The organism is Actinacidiphila sp. bgisy160 (genome assembly GCF_965342435.1).
Lineage (GTDB): Bacteria > Actinomycetota > Actinomycetes > Streptomycetales > Streptomycetaceae > Actinacidiphila.
In genome coordinates this window covers 368,258-383,777 of record NZ_CBDRCM010000001.1, presented here as the reverse complement: position 1 = coordinate 383,777, position 15,520 = coordinate 368,258, and the positions used below count along the sequence as shown (strand labels likewise).

Sequence of the window (15,520 nt, the reverse complement as noted above, 5' to 3'; positions counted from 1 at the left end):
CGTGGGCGCGGGACACGCCCACCGGCTCTACCGGCACGGCCACTCACCGGTGCACGCGCTGCCCCCGCAGTGCAAGATCGCCGCGGTCTTCTGCTTCGTCCTGGTGGTGGTCTCCACCCCGCGCACCGCGATGTGGGCCTTCGGCCTGTACGCGGTGCTGCTGGCCACGGTGGCCGTCGTGGCGCGCGTCCCGGCCGGATTCCTGCTGCGGCGGCTGCTGATCGAGGTGCCCTTCGTCGCCTTCGCCTTCCTCATGCCGTTCGTCGCCGAGGGACCGCGCACCGAGGTGCTGGGCGTGTCCCTCAGCGTGAACGGCCTGTGGGGCGCCTGGAACATCCTGGCCAAGGGCACCCTCGGCGTCGCGGCCTCCGTGCTGCTGGCCTCCACCACGGAGCTGCGCGAACTCCTCCTCGGCCTGCAGCGGTTGCGGCTGCCGGCGCTGCTGGTGCAGATCGCCTCCTTCATGATCCGGTACGGGGACGTCATCACCGACGAGATGCGCCGGATGCGCGTCGCCCGCGTCTCGCGCGGCTTCGAGGCGCGCGGCCCGCGCCACTGGGGCGTGCTCGCCAAGTCCGCGGGTGCCCTGTTCATCCGCTCCTACGAACGCGGCGAACGCGTCCACCTGGCCATGGTCAGCCGCGGCTACGCCGGCAGCATGCCGGTGATCGACGAGGTGACGGCCTCACGCGCCCAGTGGTCGTACGCCGCCGCGCTCCCGGCCGCCGCGCTGCTGGTCTGCCTGATGGGATGGTTCCTGTGACACCTTCGCTCGAGGTCAAGGGCCTCGCCTACGCCTACCCCGACGGCCACCAGGCGCTGTTCGGCGTCGATCTGACCATCGCGCGCGGCGAGCGGGTCGCCCTGCTCGGCCCCAACGGCGCGGGCAAGACCACCCTCGTACTGCACCTCAACGGCATCCTCGAGGCCGGCGTCGGCTCCGTGGTTGTCGCCGGACTCCCGGTCGGCGACCGCAGGAACGTGGCCGAGGTCAGGCGCCGGGTCGGCATCGTCTTCCAGGACCCGGACGACCAGCTCTTCATGCCCACCGTCCGCGAGGACGTCGCCTTCGGCCCGGCCGCGGCGGGTCTGCGCGGCGCCGAGCTGGAGGCCTGCGTCCGCAAGGCGCTGGAGCGGGTCGGCATGGCGGAGTTCGCCGACCGGCCCCCGCACCACCTCTCGTTCGGCCAGCGGCGCCGTGTGGCGGTGGCGACCGTCCTCGCCATGGAGCCGGAGATCCTCGTCCTGGACGAGCCCTCCTCCAACCTGGACCCCGCCTCCCGCCGCGAACTCGCCGACATCCTGCGCTCGCTGGACGTCACGGTCCTGATGGTCACCCACGACCTGCCCTACGCCCTGGAGCTGTGCCCGCGCTCGGTCGTCCTCAGCGGCGGCACCGTCGTGGCCGACGGCCGCACCCAGGAGCTTCTGTCGGACGACGCGCTGATGCGCGCCCACCGCCTCGAGCTGCCCTACGGCTTCGACCCCCGCTCGGTCACCGTCCGGGCCTGAGCCCTCAGGGCCCGAGCCTCAGCCTCCGCACGGGGGCCGCGACGGCGGCTCCGGGTCGACGGCGGTGAGCGCGCCCGTGAGGGCGTAGAAGCGCTCCGCGCCGCCGAAGGGCCCGACCACGCGGTCGCGCAGCGCGTCGGCCGGCGTGAGGGCCGCCGTCATCGCCACCCGTGGGCCTTGTCCGGTCAGCACCGCCCACCGGGTCACCGCCGCCGCCGACGACGGCACCCTCTCCGTCGAAGGCAGCCGACCGTCCGCCGCACCACCCGCCCGCTCGCCCTCACCGGCCACGTCGGGACCTCCTGCGCCGACGCCGTCGGGCTCACCGCCGAAGCGGAGGTCGACCGGGCCGGCGTCGGCCTCACGTGGAACCGGATGGGCGTGATCAAGGGCGCCGCGGTCCTCTCGGTCGCCGCCCGCTTCGTCCACCGCGACTGATCCCCGGCGTTCACGACCGCGCAGCGGCGGACATCCTCGCTCACGCCCCAACTACCCCATCGGCAAACGAAGTCACGCCTTGCTACTTGTGTGGAAAGCGTGAAAGGCTCCCCGCACCACCAGGCGCAGGCGCAGCCGCCTCCCGACGCCGAAGGGTTGGTTCACCGCCCGATGACTGCCGCAGCCCCGGTCCCCGAGGCCGTCCCGCTGTCCGAGTACTGGGCGGAAGTGCTGTGCTTCGCCCAGTTGTGCACGCTCTCCCCCGAGGACGGCGGACGACTGGCCGCCGACGCCTTCGACCGGGGCCTGGACCAGGCGCCCGACGCGATGGACCACGCGTTCGCGCCCGGGCTGCCGACACTGCCGCGACTGCTGACCGCCGTACGGGACACCGCCGCGGACTGGCAGGCCAGGGGCGAGGGGGACAGCCTGCAGCCGGAGTTCCGCATCTGGCTCAACGCGGAACGCGCCGCGCGCCGGGGCAGGACACCGCGCCCGGAGCCGCTGGCCCTGCGTGGGCTGCGGGACATGGCGGAGGCGGACGCGGCACTGCTGTGGTCCACCGAGGTCGAGTGCCGTCCCGTGGCCGTGACCGCCCGCGCGCTGGGCGTCGGCGTCGCCGCCGCGGAACGGGAGGCCGACCGGGCCCGCGAGGGCTTCCGGGACCGCTGTCTCCGCGCCCACCAGGAGGAACCGCCCTCCGACGCATGCCAGGGCTACGCCCGGCTGCTGGACGCGGCCACCCGGATGCCCGTCGAGGCGGCCCCCGAGGACCTGCGCCGGCACCTGCGCGGGTGCGCCGAGTGCGCGCGGGCGGCCATGTGCCTGACCCCGCTCGGCGGCGGTCCTGCCGAGGCGCTGGCCGAGGGGGTGCTGGGCTGGGCCGGCCCCGCCTACCTGGCGGCCCGGCGCCGGGCGGCCGGCCGTGGTGCCGTTCCGGCCCCACCGTCGCGGCGGGCCGCGCGTGCGGGGAGCCGGATACCCGGGGGCAGGGCGGCCGTGGCCGGCGCGGTCGCGGCACTGGCCGCCGTGATCTGCCTGACGGCCCTGGTCACCGCCGACGACTCCGCCCCCAGGTCCGCCCAGGCCGCGCCGACGGCCCAGGGCGGCAAGGGCGGCGCCGCCCCGGACGGTCCCGGTTTCCCCCCGCTGCCGTCACCGGGCGCGTCCGGTGCCTCCGGGGCACCGGAGCCCGCCGAGAGCGCGCCGTTCCCCGAGGAGATCGAGCCCTCCGCCGCCGAGCACACCATCCCCGCCGCCGGTCGCGCGCCGTCCTCAGCCGCGCCGCCCGCGCACCACGCCCCGGCGCGGCCCGCGCCGTCCTGCACGATCACCTACGAGGTGACCGACCAGTGGTACGACGGCTTCCAGGCCGCCGTCACCCTGACCACCCGCAGGGACCTCGGCGACTGGACGCTCGGCTGGAGGTACTCCGACGGCCGGCGGGTGACGCAGATGTGGGACGCCGACTTCTCCCAGCACGGCGGAACGGTCACCGCCCGGGCCAAGGACTACAACCGGTCGCTGCGGGCGGGTGACTCGGTCACCTTCGGGCTGGTCGGCACCCGGCCCGGTGTCTCCGCCCCGCCCTCGGGCTTCACCCTCGACGGCGCGTCCTGCGCCACCGGCTGACGCGTCCCGGACGCGACCGGGCCGGAGGTGCGGTCACGACCCCGCCCCTCCGGCCCGTACGGCCCTGCTCCTGACGCCTAGCTGAGACCGTTGTCGATCGCGGTGATCAGCTCGCCGTTGCTGGTGTCGCCGCTGAACTCCCAGAAGAACGCGCCGCCGAGGCCCTGGTTCCTCACGTAGGTCATCTTGCCCGCGATGGTCGACGGGGTGTCGTAGCTCCACCAGTTGTTGCCGCAGTGCGCGTACGCGGTGCCCGCGACGGTGCCGGTGGCCGGGCAGGTGTTCTTGAGGACCTTGTAGTCCTCGTTGCCCGCCTCATAGGTGCCCGGAGCGGCGCCGGTCGCGGAGCCCCCCGGGGCGGACTGGGTGACGCCGGTCCAGCCGCGGCCGTAGAAACCGATGCCCAGGTTGAGCTTGTTCGACGGGATGCCCTTGCTCTTCAGCTTCTGGATCGCCGCGTCGGAGTAGAAGCCGGCGACCGGGATGCCGCTGTAGGAGGTGAGCGGGGAGTGCGGGGCGGTCGGGCCGTCCGCGTCGAAGGCGCCGAAGTAGTCGTACGTCATCACGTTGTAGTAGTCGACGTACTGGGCGGCGCCCGCGTAGTCGGCGGCGTCGATCTTGCCGCCGTTGGTGCCGTCGGCGGTGATGGCCGCCGTGACGAGGTTGTTGGAGCCGAACCTGGCGCGCAGCGCGGACATCAGGGTCTTGAAGGACGAGGCCCCGCTGGTGTCGCAGGACAGACCGCAGGCGTTCGGGTACTCCCAGTCGATGTCGATGCCGTCGAAGACGTCGGCCCAGCGCGGGTCCTCGACCAGGTTGTAGCAGGAGTTGGCGAAGGCGGTCGGGTTGGCGGCCGCCTGGCCGAAGCCGCCGGACCAGGTCCAGCCGCCGAACGACCAGAGGACCTTGATGTTCGGGTACTGCTTCTTCAGCTTGCGCAGCTGGTTGAAGCTGCCGCGCAGAGCGCCGGTGTCCCAGGTGTCGGCGACGCCGTCGACGCTCTGGTCGGCGGTGTAGGCCTTGTCGTAGTCGGCGTAGGAGTCACCGATCGCGCACTGGCCGTTGGTGACGTTGCCGAAGGCGTAGTTGATGTGGGTCAGCTTGCTCGCCGAGCCGGAGGTCACGAGGTTCTTGACGTGGTAGTTGCGGCCGTAGACGCCCCACTCGGCGAAGTAGCCGAGGCGGATCTTGTTCCCCGCGGGGCCGGTGGGGGTCGGCGTCGGGGTCGGGGTGGGCGTCGGGGTCGGGGTCGGGGTCGGGGTCGGGGTGGGAGTGGGGGTCGGCGTGGGCGTCGGGTCACCGCCGCCGGTGCAGGAGCCGCCGTTGAGCTTGCAGCCGCTCGGGCTGCCGCCACCCGCGCCGTTGAAGCCGAAGCTGATGCTGGCGCCCGGGGCCAGCGTGCCGTTCCAGCTCTTGTTCCTGGCGGTCCAGTGGGTGCCGGAGCCGGTCACGTCGGCGTCCCACGCCGAGGTCACCGACGTGCCGGCGGGGAAGTCCCACTCGACGGTCCAGCTGCTGATGGACGAGGAACCGCTGTTGGTGATCGTCCACTTGCCCTCGAACCCCGTGCCCCAGTCCTGGGTCTTGGTGTACGTGGCGGTGGTACCCGCGGCATGGGCCGGCGTGGCCAGGCCGACGAGCGCGGCGAACGGGAGCAGCAGCGCGGTGAGTCCCGCGGCGGCTGTGGTCCTGATGCGTCTGGTGCGTGGAGTGAGTGGGGTGTCTCCAGTGCTCAAGGGGTGCTCCTCGAGTGGGGGCCGACGGGGAAACCAGTGCCGCCTGGCGGGCGATTGACTCCATGTCATGCCCACCACAGTTCCCTGGCAGGGTAGAAAGGTCTGGACCAGATGGTCAATAGGTCTGGACCATCCCGGGCCCCTCAACCTGGAGCACAACGCCCCGGCGACGGGCCGGGGCGTACAGGTGAACGAAGAAAGCGCGTGTGGCGGGGCCCGGCCTCAGCCCGGTCCGCTCACGGTGATCGTGTCGATGCCGATGCCGATGCCGGCGTCGGGAGCGTGCCCGTCGAGGAACTGCTCGGCCCAGATGATCTTCCCGTCGTCCGTGTAGCGGGTGCCCCACCGCTGGGCGAACTGGGAGATCAGGAACAGCCCGCGGCCGCCCTCGTCGGTGGTACGGGGGTGCCGCAGGTGCGGTGAGGTACTGCTGGCGTCGGAGACCTCGCAGATCAGCGCCCGTTCCAGGATCAGCCGGAGGCGGATCGGACCGGAACCGTGCCGGATCGCGTTGGTGACCAGCTCGCTGACGACCAGTTCGGTGGTGAAGGCGAGATCGCCCAGGTCCCAGTCCTCCAGCTGCCGGGTGGACAGCTCGCGGGCCCGGCCGACCACGGCGGGGTCGGTGGGCAGGTCCCAGGAGACGACCCGGCCGATGTCCAGGCAGTGGGTCCTGGCCAGCAGCAGCGCCACGTCGTCGTGCGGGCGGGCGGGGGCCAGTTCGTCGACGACGCTGCGGCACAGCGCGTCCAGCGGCAGGCCCTCGGCCTCCAGAGCGGCCCGCAGCCGGCTCCGCCCGCTGTCCTGCGGGTCACTCCCGCCCTCCGCCGGGGCGATCAGGCCGTCCGTGTACAGCGCGAGGACGCTGCCCTCCTCCATCTGCAACTCGGCCGCTTCGAAGGGCAGTCCGCCCAGCCCCAGCGCGGGGCCGATGGTCAGCTCGGGGAAGCGGACGGCCGCCCCGCCCTCGGCCCCGCACCGCTCGCCGGCCGGCCTGAGCACGGCGGGCGGCAGATGCCCGGCGCTGGCCATGACGCAGTGTCTGCTGACCGGGTCGTACGTCACGTACAGACAGCTCGACCCCAGCGCGCTGCCGCCGACCCCCACGGTCGCGGACTCCCCGGACTCCCGGGCGACCTGGACGACCAGGTCGTCCAGGTGCGCCAGCAGCTCCTCCGGCGGCAGGTCGAGGTCGGCCAGGGTCCGCACCGCCGTACGCAGCTGGCCCATCGTCGCGGCCGCCTCGATGCCGTGGCCCACCACCTCGCCCACCACGAGCGCGATCCGCGCCCCGGACAGTGGGATGACGTCGAACCAGTCGCCGCCCACGCCCGACAACTCGTCGGCCGGCCGGTAGTAGGTGGCGACCTCCACCGCGTCCTGGGGCGGGAAGGTGTGCGGGAGCAGGCTGCGCTGCAGCACGAGGGCGGCGTCCCGCTCGCGGGTGTAGCGGCGCGCGTTGTCCAGGCAGACCGCGGCCCTGGCCACGACCTCCTCCGCCAGGCACAGGTCCTCCTCGTCGAAGGGGTCGGCGCGGCGCACCCGGAAGAAAAGGGCCACGCCGAGGGTGACCCCGCGGGCACGGATCGGCACCACCATCGCCGTGTGCATGCCGAGTTCGCCGAAGTGGAGCGCGCGGCCGCCGGCCGGGCCGGCGGCCCACTCCAGCCCCAGCGGGTCCAGCCGGGAGCTGAGCCAGGAGGTGCCGTCGGTCAGGCTACGGATGGGCGGGGTGTCCTCCTGATAGGCGGAGACCGCCCCGATGCCGAACGCCGGCTCGGGCTCACCCTGCCGTGCCGTGCGCATCCCGGCGCGGCGCAGCGGTACCGTGACCGCGTCGCCCAGCGGCCCCGGCTGCGGCTCCGCGCCCTTGATGACCGCCTCCAGCAACTCGACGGCCACGTAGTCGGCGAGGTCGGGCACGACCACGTCCGCCAAGTCCTGCGCGGTGTGCATCACGTCCAGGGTGCGGCCGATGTGCTCGCTCGCCCGGTCCAGCAGCGACAGCCGCCGCCGGGCCCGCCAGCGGTCGGTGATGTCGACCACGGAGTAGCAGACGCCCACCGGGACGCCGTGCTCGTCCTCCAGGCGCACGAAGGACATCGAATGCGCCTGCTCGCGGCGCGGGTCGGTGCGGAACCGCCCGACGTGCTCGTAGTCGATCAGCGGCACGCCGGTCTCCAGGACCTGGCGCATCTGCGCCTCCAGGACCGTCGCGTTCAGCCCCGGCTGGATCTCCCCGAGCCGGCGCCCCAGCCGCCCCTGTGAGGGGCCGCCGCCGAAGCGCTCCAGTGCCGCGTTCGCCCACACGCAGCGCAGGTCGGTGTCGACCACGGCCAGCCCGATCGGCGTCTGGCCCACGATCCGCTCCAACATCGCCGCGGTCATCCCCGACGCCGTGGAGCGGGAGGTGCTGCGGGACTCCGCCGCCAGGACCATCCAGCGGACGGGCGAGCCGCCGATCCCCTCCGGGAGCCCGGCCACCCGTACGCCCAGCGTGACCCTCATGCCGTCGTCACGGCGCAGCCGCAGCACACCCGTCCAGCCGCCCTCGGTGCCGCAGCGCTCGGCGATCTCCGGCGGACGCGCTGCGTCCTCCGGGGCGAGCAGGTCGACGGCGGGGGTGCCGAGGACGTCCACCGCGCGCCGGCCGAGCAGCCGCTCGGCGGCGGCCGGCCAGCTCAGCAGGCGTCCCTCGGCGTCGAGCAGCAACGTGACGGCGTCCGCCACGCCCGCGTCCACGCGTTCCTCGGGAGTCCCCATGGCCAGCCACTCCGTATCCGCCCGCAACGTTACGCTCCGCTCACCGTTCTTGTTCTTCCCCCTCGGCGAACGCCGCTCACGGCGTCACGGGAAGACAAAGAGCGGGCCGGATGCCTGCCCGGGCTCGTGGCCGGCACGGGAGGGCAGGGCGGACGGCTTCGGAAGAGTCCCCGGCGGGGAAGGATTTTCGGGGCGGCCTACGGCCGCCGCGAGGGCGGGCGGCGCAAGGAGAAACCGGCCGAAGAGCGCCGGGACGTCCATCAAGACCTCCGGAGTACGGCCCCCGTGTCCCCCGCGAATCAGGTTACTCGTCGGCCCCGGTCAGCGCCCGCCGCGTGCGTACCGCTGTATCGCCAGGGGGACGAAGACCGCGAGCAGCGCCAGCGACCAGCCGGCCGAGGCCGCGACGGGATGGGCCATGGGCCAGGCCGCGCCCGGGGCGTCGGCCAGCCGGGCGGCCGGTCCGCCGAAGAGCCCGCGGCAGGCGGCGGCCACCGCGCTGAGCGGATTCCACTCGGCGACGGCGCGCAGCCGGCCCGTCATGCCGGAGGTGGGAACATAGGCGCCGGAGACCAGTTGCAGGACGAAGGTGGCACTGCCGAGCTGCGCCGCGACCTCCTCGTCGCGCAGCAGCAGCCCGAGGTGGATCCCGGCCCAGCAGGTGGCGAAGCGGAACAGCAGCAGCAGGCCGTACGCGCCGAGCACCGGGCCCGGGCCCGCCTCGACGCGCCAGCCCGCGGCCCACCCCACCAGGGCGAGCGGCACCAGCCCGGCGGCGGTGACCAGCACGTCGGCTGCCGCCTGGCCGAACGGCACCGCGGCCCGGCTCATCGGAAGGGTACGGAAGCGGTCGGTCACCCCGCGCTGCGCGTCCTGGGCGGCCTGCATCATCCCGGTCATGAGCCCGCCGGCCGCGACCGCGGTGAACAGCCCCGGCAGGAGGTAGGAGCGGTACCCGGCGTCCCCGGGGAGGGTGAGCGCGCTGCCGAAGACGTAGCCGAAGAAGAGCAGCAGGATCAGCGGCATCGCCTGGGTGAGGACGAAAAGCCCGGGTGCCCGGCGCACCCGCAGCAGATGGCGGCCGAGCATCGCCATCCCGTCGGCCAGGGCGCCGCCCTCCCCTTGTCGCGCGAGCGTGGTCATGCGGCTTCCTCCTTCACGGGAGCGCCGGACGGGGCGGTCAGGAGCGGGGCGGCACCGCCGGTCAGCCGGTGGAACACCTCGTCGAGGGTGGGCGGCCGCAGGCTCGCGTCCACCAGGGGGACGCCGGCCGCGTCCAGGGCGAGCACGATGCGCGGCAGCGTCAGCGCCGGGTCGTCGGTCACCACCCCGACCCTGCGCCGCCCGTGGTCCAGCACCGGCTCGGCGCCTGTCAGCGACCGCAGGACGACGGCCGCGCCGGCCACCGCACCGGCCTCGCCCACCACGACCTCCGCGAAGGAGCCGATGCGGGCCTTGAGCTCAGCCGGGGTGCCGCGGGCGGTGACCCGGCCCCCGTCCACCAGGGCGATGTCGTCGGCGAGCCGGTCGGCCTCCTCCAGATACTGCGTGGTCAGCAGCACCGTCGTGCCCTCGTCGGCGAGCGAGCGCACCGCCCGCCAGACGTCCTCCCGCGCGGTCGGGTCGAGCCCGGTGGTGGGCTCGTCGAGGAAGAGCACCCTGGGCCGGGCGAGGAGGCTCACCGCGAGGTCGAGGCGCCGTCGCATGCCGCCGGAGTAGCCGCGCACGGGCCGGTCGGCGGCGTCCTCCAGACCCGCCCCGGCCAGGAGTTCGTCCGCCCGCGCCCGGCCCGGGGCGCCGCGCAGCCGTTGCAGCCGGGCGAACAGCCGCAGGTTCTCCCGGCCGGACAGCTCCTCGTCCAAAGAGGCCTCCTGACCGGTGACGCCGATGGCGCGGCGCACCGCCGCAGGCTCCCGCACCACGTCGTGCCCGGCGACCCACGCGGTGCCCGCGTCGGGGACGAGCAATGTGGTCAGCAGCCGCACAGCCGTGGTCTTCCCCGCCCCGTTCGGCCCGAGCAGCCCGCAGACGCTTCCCGCCGGCACCGCCAGATCCAGTCCGCGCAGGGCGCGCACCTCGCCGAAGCCCTTCTCCAGGCCCTCACTGAGTACAGCGTACGTGGTTTCCATGCGCAGCACCATACCCCACTACGTACACCGTACGTAACTACCATGGTGAACGAGGTGATGACCGATGCCAGCCAGCACCGGGCGGCCCCCCGCCCCCGAGGTGATCTGGACCCGCCCCGAACGGGCGGCCAGAGGCCCGCGACCCGCCCACAGCCGGGCCGAGATCGCCGCGGCCGCGGTCCGGATCGCCGACGCCGAGGGCATCGACGCGGTGTCGATGCGGCGCGTGGCGGCCGAGGTCGGCGCGGGAACGATGTCGCTCTACAACTACGTGCCCCGCAAGGAGGACCTGCACGAGCTGATGGTCGACGCCGTCACCGGCGAGTACGAACTCCCCGAGCAGCCCTCCGGCGACTGGCGCGCGGACCTGATGGCACTGGCCCGGGCGAGCCGTGACCTGCTGCGCCGCCACCCGTGGGTGCCGCGGCTGTACACCTCCGTCCACGGCTTCAGCCCCAACGGCCTGCGCTACCTGGAGCACTGCCTCGCGGCCCTGGAGAGCCTGGACGAGGACGACGCCACCAAGATGGAACTGCTGGCGATGGTCCACGGCGCCGTCATGACGTACGTCGGCAACGAAGTGGCCACGCAGGAGCGCAGCCGCGCCCTGCCGTGGACACCGCTGGAAGAACAGGCCGCCCGCATGGCGTACCTGACGGACCGGATCGACGGGGGCGCGTACCCGCGCCTGGCGGCGGCGCTGGCGCAGGCGGGCCCGGCCGTCGACATGGACGCCTGGTTCGAGCGCACGATCGGCCGGATCCTGGACGCGTACGGGCGCGGCACCGGCGAAGAGGAACGGGGCCGGGGCGCCTGACCCCGCGGCCGGGACCGGGTGCGCTGCGGCCGCTCCGCGGGCGGGCTCGCGGGCTACCCTGCTCGCAAGGCCCGAAAGAGGGGGTGCTGCCGGTGTCCGGGCGTCGACTGCGAGCCCTGCGCGCACTGAGGAACTCGGCGAAGGAGAAGGCCAGGGCGGCGAGGACGACGGCCCGCCCGGTCCCCTCCGCGCTTCCGGCCGGGGAGGGGGACGTCCCCCTGGAGCCGCGGATCGCGGACGCCGCGGCCGTCGCCGTGAGCAGCGTGATGGACGCGGCCCTGTACCGCGACGGCCGGCGCATCTCGACGCCCTCCTCGCTCGCCGAGGCGTACGCGCAGCTGCGCGCCGAACCCGGCGCGATGGCGTGGATCGGGCTCTACCGGCCGAGCGAGGCCGAGCTGGTCTCGCTGGCCAAGGAGTTCGACCTGCACCCGCTGGCCCTGGAGGACGCGATCCAGGCCCACCAGCGCCCCAAGCTGGAGCGTTACGGCGAGACCCTCTTCGTCGTCCTCCGCGCCGCCCGCTACCTGGACGCACCGGAGGAGGTCGACTTCGCGGAGCTGCACATCTTCGTCGGCCCCGGCTTCGTGCTGACCGTCCGCCACGGATCGGCCCCCGACCTGTCCGCCGTGCGGCGCCGCATGGAGAGCAACCCGGAGCTGCTCACGCTGGGGCCCGAGGCGGTCCTCTACGCGATACTCGACACGGTCGTCGACGGGTACGCACCGGTCGTCGCGGGGGTCGAGAAGGACATGGAGGAGAGCGAGATCCAGGTCTTCGGCGGTGACCCCCAGGTCTCCCGCCGGATCTACGAGCTCTCCCAGGAGGTGCTGGAGTTCCAGCGCGCCACCCGCCCGCTCGTCCCGATGCTGGACGGCCTGCAGGCGGGCTTCGTGAAGTACGGGACGGACGAGGAGCTGCAGCGCTACCTGCGCGACGTCGCCGACCACGTCACGCACACCATCGAGCGGGTGGACGGCTTCCGGCAGGCCCTCGCCGACCTGCTCACCCTCAACGCGACGCTCGTCGCGCAGCAGCAGAACGCCGAGATGCGGGCGCTGGCGGAGGCCGGCTTCGAGCAGAACGAGGAGATCAAGAAGATCTCCGCCTGGGCCGCCATCCTCTTCGCGCCCACACTCGTCGGCACGATCTACGGCATGAACTTCGACCACATCCCCGAGCTGCACTGGCTGCTCGGGTACCCCTTCGCGATCCTGCTGATGAGCGTGGTCTGCGTCAGTCTCTACCTGGTCTTCAAACGGCGCGGCTGGCTGTGAGAGGGGCCCGGCGGGCTCAGATCCTGGGATGCGCCGGCACGTGGGTGACCTCCTCGATCTCGTGCGCCGCCTTGCCGAGGAGCTGACGGGCGAGATCGTTGAGCGCCCTGGCCGCCGCGAGTTCCTCGCCGACCCGTTCCTGATCGGGGTCCGAGGGGTGCCGGCTGGCGTGGCCGTGCGACCTGACCTCCGTGCCGTCCGGGAGGCGGAGCAGCGCGGCGGCCTTCGTCCGTGCGCCCTCCTCCCGGAAGTCCATCTCGATGTGCCATCCGACGAGGGTCTGCATGACGGAACACCTCCAGCGGTCCGGTGTCTCCTTCCAGCGTGCTCCCTATCGCGGAACTACTCCACCAGGGTGACGATGGAGCCAAAGGAAATCGGCCCACGCCACAAGGAGGCGCCGTCATGACCACCGCACTGGACATCATGCATCCCGGCGCCATGTGCGTCGGCGAGCGGGAGAGCCTCACCGACGCGGCCCGGATCATGCGCGAGCAGGACATCGGCGCGCTGCCGATCTGCGGGGACGACGACGTGCTGGTCGGCATCCTCACCGACCGGGACATCGTGCTGAGGTGCGTCGCCGAGCGTCGCGACCCGTCCGAGGTCTCCTGCGGCGAGCTGGCCATGGGCCGGCCGCAGATCATCGAGGGGGACGAGCGGATCGAACGGGTGCTGGAACTGATGGAGGAGTACCGGGTGCGCCGGCTGCCGGTGATCGACCATCCCGCACACCGTCTCATCGGCATGATCAGCGAGGCCGACGTGGCCCGGCACCTGCCGCGGGACCGGGTCGCCGAGTTCGTCTCGGCCGTCTGCTCGGACTGACCCGCGGCCGTGTGGACGGGGCGGTCACGGCCGCCCGATCCGGGCGAGCGCCTCGTCCACGCTCGGCACCGGCCGGAAGGCGTGCATCAGCCCGGTGGCCCGCAGGATCCTCAGGGTCGAGGGCCGGGCGCAGACGAACTGCACCTGCCCGCCGTGGCCGCGGACCCGGCTGCGCACCCGGCACAGGGCGGCGAGCCCGGAACAGTCGATGAAGTCGACGGGGCCCAGGTCGACGACGAGGTCCGGGCCTGGGGCGCGGGTCAGCGCGTCGAGCAGCGGGGTGATCTCCATCGCCGCCACGATGTCGATCTCGCCGCTGAGTTCCACCACGACGCACCCGTCGATCGTGTGGGTACGCAGGTACGGGCTCACCGCAGCATGAGATCACCGAGCCGATGAGCCGACCAATGCGTCAAGGTCCACTTCACTCGATCGAGTGAGACCTGTGAAAAGCTGCAAAGTCCCAGTTCAGGGCGGTGATGGAGCGGCACCCGGCGTTGCCGCCGGGGTGTGCTCAGATGCCCCGGAGGACGGCGTTCAGCCGGTCCCGGGTGGCCTCCGGGGAGAGGCAGTCCGCGCGAAGCTTGGCCATGACCGCGCGGTACTGGTCGACCTCCTCGCGCTTGTCGATGTACATCGCCCCGGTGAGCTGCTCCACGTACACGACGTCCGGGACGTCCGACTCCGGGAAGGTCAGCTGGGTGAAGGTGCCGCTGGCACCCGCGGAGTACCCGGTGAACTCCAGCGGCAGCAGTTGCACCGTCACGTTCGGCTGCTGCGAGACCTCCACCAGGTGCGCGAGCTGAGCCCGCATCACCTCCCGCCCGCCGAACCTGCGGAGCACCACGGACTCGTCCATCACGGCCACGATCTGCGGGGCGAGCTCCGAGGTGAGCAGCTTCTGCCGCTTGTGCCGCAGGTCCAGCCGGCGCTCCACCTCGTCCCTGGGTGCGTCCGGATGGCCCAGCTCGATGACGGCGCGGCTGTAGTCGTCGGCCTGCAGCAGGCCGTGCACGAACTGCGTCTCGAAGGAACGGATGACCGAGGCGGACTCCTCCAGGCCCACGTACGTCTGGAACCACGCCGGCAGGACGTCGCCGAAGCCGTGCCACCAGCCGGCGACGTTGGCCTCGCGCACCAGCCCGAGCAGGCCCGTGCGCTCAACGTCGTCCGTGATGCCGTAGAGGGTGAGCAGATCGGCCACGTCGCGCTCCTTGAAGCTCACGCGCCCGAGCTCCATGCGGCTGATCTTCGACTCGGACGCGCGGATCGAATAGCCCGCGGCCTCACGGGTGATGCCCTGCGCTTCGCGCAGCCTGCGCAGCTGCGAGCCCAGGAGGATGCGGCGCACCATGGATCCGCTTCCTGACTGCACTGTGGTCATTTGCGCCTACCTTCTCCCCGTGGCATCCAGCAGTCTGCCATCTCCGCGCTGCGTTCAGTACTCGATCGGTCACTCTCGATCGTCACTCCCGCACCAACAGCCCCGCGTCATGCAAATGCACGTGCATCCGCCCCTTGCATCGGCAACCGGCCGTACGGGACGATGACGTACGTGCCGATACCGGGTGGTGCGCATGTGGACTGAGAGCTCGGCCGGGGTGCAGCCCTTATGGGACGGGCTGGTTCCGGAGCGCCTTTCGTCGTCGAGCGCCACCTCCTGCCCATTGCCGCCGCGTTACGAGGCGGTCGGCGACGCACGAAGATTCGCGCGGACGACACTGCACGCCTGGGACCTCGAAGAGCTCCAGGACGGCATCGAACTCGTCGCCTCGGAACTGGTGACCAACGCCCTGCGCTACGCACTCCCCGAAGGCGCGGCCCACGGGTGCGTGCGGCTGAGCCTCGTCCGATGGTCAACGCGCGTAGTGTGCGCGGTGCGCGACCCCAGCAGCCACGGGCCCGTCGCCAAGGCCCCCGACTTCGTGGCCGAATCCGGGCGCGGGCTGCATCTGGTGGAGTCCTTCAGCGAGACCTGGGGCTGGCATCCCCTGACCGGCACGGGGAAAGTCGTCTGGGCGCTCTTCCGCATGCCCGGGCAGAACGACGGCCCGTCACATTGAGCCGTACCGGGGACGACCGTGGTCAGTTCACCACAAAATGATCGAACTCCCCGTTCTTCATCCCCACGATGAGGGATTCAATCTCTTCCTTCGTATATATCAGCGCCGGTCCGTCCGGAAAACGTGAATTGCGCACGGCCACGTCCCCGTCCGGAAGCGCGGCCAGCTCCACGCACTGACCGTTCGCATTGCTGTGCCGGCTCTTCTGCCACTCCACTCCGCGGAGATCGGACGCGGCCATGCCGTTGTACGTGTGGCGCATGCTTCTCTCCAGGTAAGTACCTTGCAGGACAGGGGAGATGATAGCCAGAGACGAAGTCACGTG

Annotated in this window: 17 protein-coding genes; 8 read left to right on the top strand and 9 right to left on the bottom strand. The window is 72.5% G+C overall.

Annotated features, from left to right (window positions below):
• Position 1: 1 nt before the first annotated feature.
• Both cbiQ and ACRWNP_RS01820 read left to right on the top strand, forming a co-directional pair.
• A complete protein-coding gene (cbiQ, locus tag ACRWNP_RS01825) occupies positions 2 to 763 on the top strand; it encodes a cobalt ECF transporter T component CbiQ (protein WP_431959062.1) in 762 nt (253 codons plus the stop codon).
• Positions 751 to 1,512, top strand: a complete 762-nt coding sequence (locus tag ACRWNP_RS01820; protein ID WP_431959061.1) for an energy-coupling factor ABC transporter ATP-binding protein — start codon at positions 751 to 753, stop codon at positions 1,510 to 1,512. The genes cbiQ and ACRWNP_RS01820 overlap by 13 nt, the downstream gene beginning before the upstream one ends.
• A gap of 18 nt (positions 1,513 to 1,530) precedes the next feature.
• Here ACRWNP_RS01820 and ACRWNP_RS01815 read toward each other — a convergent pair whose 3' ends face one another.
• Positions 1,531 to 1,680, bottom strand: coding sequence for a hypothetical protein (locus ACRWNP_RS01815; RefSeq protein ID WP_431959060.1), 150 nt, complete (start codon positions 1,678 to 1,680; stop codon positions 1,531 to 1,533).
• Between the two features lie 9 nt (positions 1,681 to 1,689).
• Here ACRWNP_RS01815 and ACRWNP_RS01810 point away from each other — a divergent pair, with 9 nt between their 5' ends.
• The gene (locus tag ACRWNP_RS01810) at positions 1,690 to 1,950 is read left to right on the top strand and encodes a hypothetical protein (protein WP_431959059.1); all 261 of its coding nucleotides are present in this window, start codon (positions 1,690 to 1,692) and stop codon (positions 1,948 to 1,950) included.
• Between the two features lie 171 nt (positions 1,951 to 2,121).
• A complete protein-coding gene (locus ACRWNP_RS01805) occupies positions 2,122 to 3,582 on the top strand; it encodes a cellulose binding domain-containing protein (protein ID WP_431959058.1) in 1,461 nt (486 codons plus the stop codon).
• Between the two features lie 77 nt (positions 3,583 to 3,659).
• Here the strand turns inward: ACRWNP_RS01805 and ACRWNP_RS01800 are convergent, their stop codons facing one another.
• The 4 genes from ACRWNP_RS01800 to ACRWNP_RS01785 form a co-directional block, all read right to left on the bottom strand.
• Positions 3,660 to 5,318 carry a glycosyl hydrolase family 18 protein gene (locus ACRWNP_RS01800; protein WP_431959057.1) on the bottom strand — a complete coding sequence of 553 codons (1,659 nt, stop codon included), beginning with the start codon at positions 5,316 to 5,318 and terminating at the stop codon, positions 3,660 to 3,662.
• Positions 5,319 to 5,540: 222 nt separating this feature from the next.
• Positions 5,541 to 8,081, bottom strand: a complete 2,541-nt coding sequence (locus tag ACRWNP_RS01795) for a SpoIIE family protein phosphatase (RefSeq protein ID WP_431959056.1) — start codon at positions 8,079 to 8,081, stop codon at positions 5,541 to 5,543.
• Between the two features lie 321 nt (positions 8,082 to 8,402).
• On the bottom strand, positions 8,403 to 9,224 hold the full coding sequence (locus ACRWNP_RS01790) for an ABC transporter permease (protein WP_431959055.1): 822 nt from the start codon (positions 9,222 to 9,224) through the stop codon (positions 8,403 to 8,405).
• Positions 9,221 to 10,210, bottom strand: coding sequence for an ATP-binding cassette domain-containing protein (locus ACRWNP_RS01785; protein WP_431959054.1), 990 nt, complete (start codon positions 10,208 to 10,210; stop codon positions 9,221 to 9,223). Before ACRWNP_RS01785 ends, ACRWNP_RS01790 begins: the two co-directional genes overlap by 4 nt.
• A 64-nt stretch (positions 10,211 to 10,274) precedes the next feature.
• On the opposite strand from ACRWNP_RS01785, the gene ACRWNP_RS01780 reads away from it, so the two are divergent.
• Positions 10,275 to 11,027, top strand: a complete 753-nt coding sequence (locus ACRWNP_RS01780; protein ID WP_431959053.1) for a TetR/AcrR family transcriptional regulator — start codon at positions 10,275 to 10,277, stop codon at positions 11,025 to 11,027.
• 92 nt (positions 11,028 to 11,119) lie between these two features.
• On the top strand, positions 11,120 to 12,304 hold the full coding sequence (locus tag ACRWNP_RS01775; RefSeq protein ID WP_431959052.1) for a magnesium and cobalt transport protein CorA: 1,185 nt from the start codon (positions 11,120 to 11,122) through the stop codon (positions 12,302 to 12,304).
• 16 nt (positions 12,305 to 12,320) lie between these two features.
• On the opposite strand, the gene ACRWNP_RS01770 is transcribed toward ACRWNP_RS01775, so the two are convergent.
• Positions 12,321 to 12,590, bottom strand: a complete 270-nt coding sequence (locus ACRWNP_RS01770; protein ID WP_431959051.1) for a DUF1876 domain-containing protein — start codon at positions 12,588 to 12,590, stop codon at positions 12,321 to 12,323.
• 119 nt (positions 12,591 to 12,709) lie between these two features.
• On the opposite strand from ACRWNP_RS01770, the gene ACRWNP_RS01765 reads away from it, so the two are divergent.
• Positions 12,710 to 13,132 (top strand): CBS domain-containing protein, encoded by a 423-nt coding sequence (locus ACRWNP_RS01765; RefSeq protein WP_431959050.1) that lies wholly within the window; start codon positions 12,710 to 12,712, stop codon positions 13,130 to 13,132.
• Between the two features lie 24 nt (positions 13,133 to 13,156).
• Here the strand turns inward: ACRWNP_RS01765 and ACRWNP_RS01760 are convergent, their stop codons facing one another.
• Positions 13,157 to 13,504 carry an STAS domain-containing protein gene (locus ACRWNP_RS01760; protein ID WP_431959049.1) on the bottom strand — a complete coding sequence of 116 codons (348 nt, stop codon included), beginning with the start codon at positions 13,502 to 13,504 and terminating at the stop codon, positions 13,157 to 13,159.
• Positions 13,505 to 13,646: 142 nt separating this feature from the next.
• A complete protein-coding gene (locus ACRWNP_RS01755; RefSeq protein WP_431959048.1) occupies positions 13,647 to 14,516 on the bottom strand; it encodes a helix-turn-helix domain-containing protein in 870 nt (289 codons plus the stop codon).
• Positions 14,517 to 14,709: 193 nt separating this feature from the next.
• Between ACRWNP_RS01755 and ACRWNP_RS01750 the strand changes: the two genes are divergently transcribed.
• Positions 14,710 to 15,195: an ATP-binding protein gene (locus ACRWNP_RS01750; protein WP_431959047.1), complete on the top strand. Its 486-nt coding sequence runs from the start codon at positions 14,710 to 14,712 to the stop codon at positions 15,193 to 15,195.
• A gap of 22 nt (positions 15,196 to 15,217) precedes the next feature.
• On the opposite strand, the gene ACRWNP_RS01745 is transcribed toward ACRWNP_RS01750, so the two are convergent.
• On the bottom strand, positions 15,218 to 15,457 hold the full coding sequence (locus tag ACRWNP_RS01745; RefSeq protein ID WP_431959046.1) for a DUF397 domain-containing protein: 240 nt from the start codon (positions 15,455 to 15,457) through the stop codon (positions 15,218 to 15,220).
• Positions 15,458 to 15,520 lie beyond the last annotated feature (63 nt).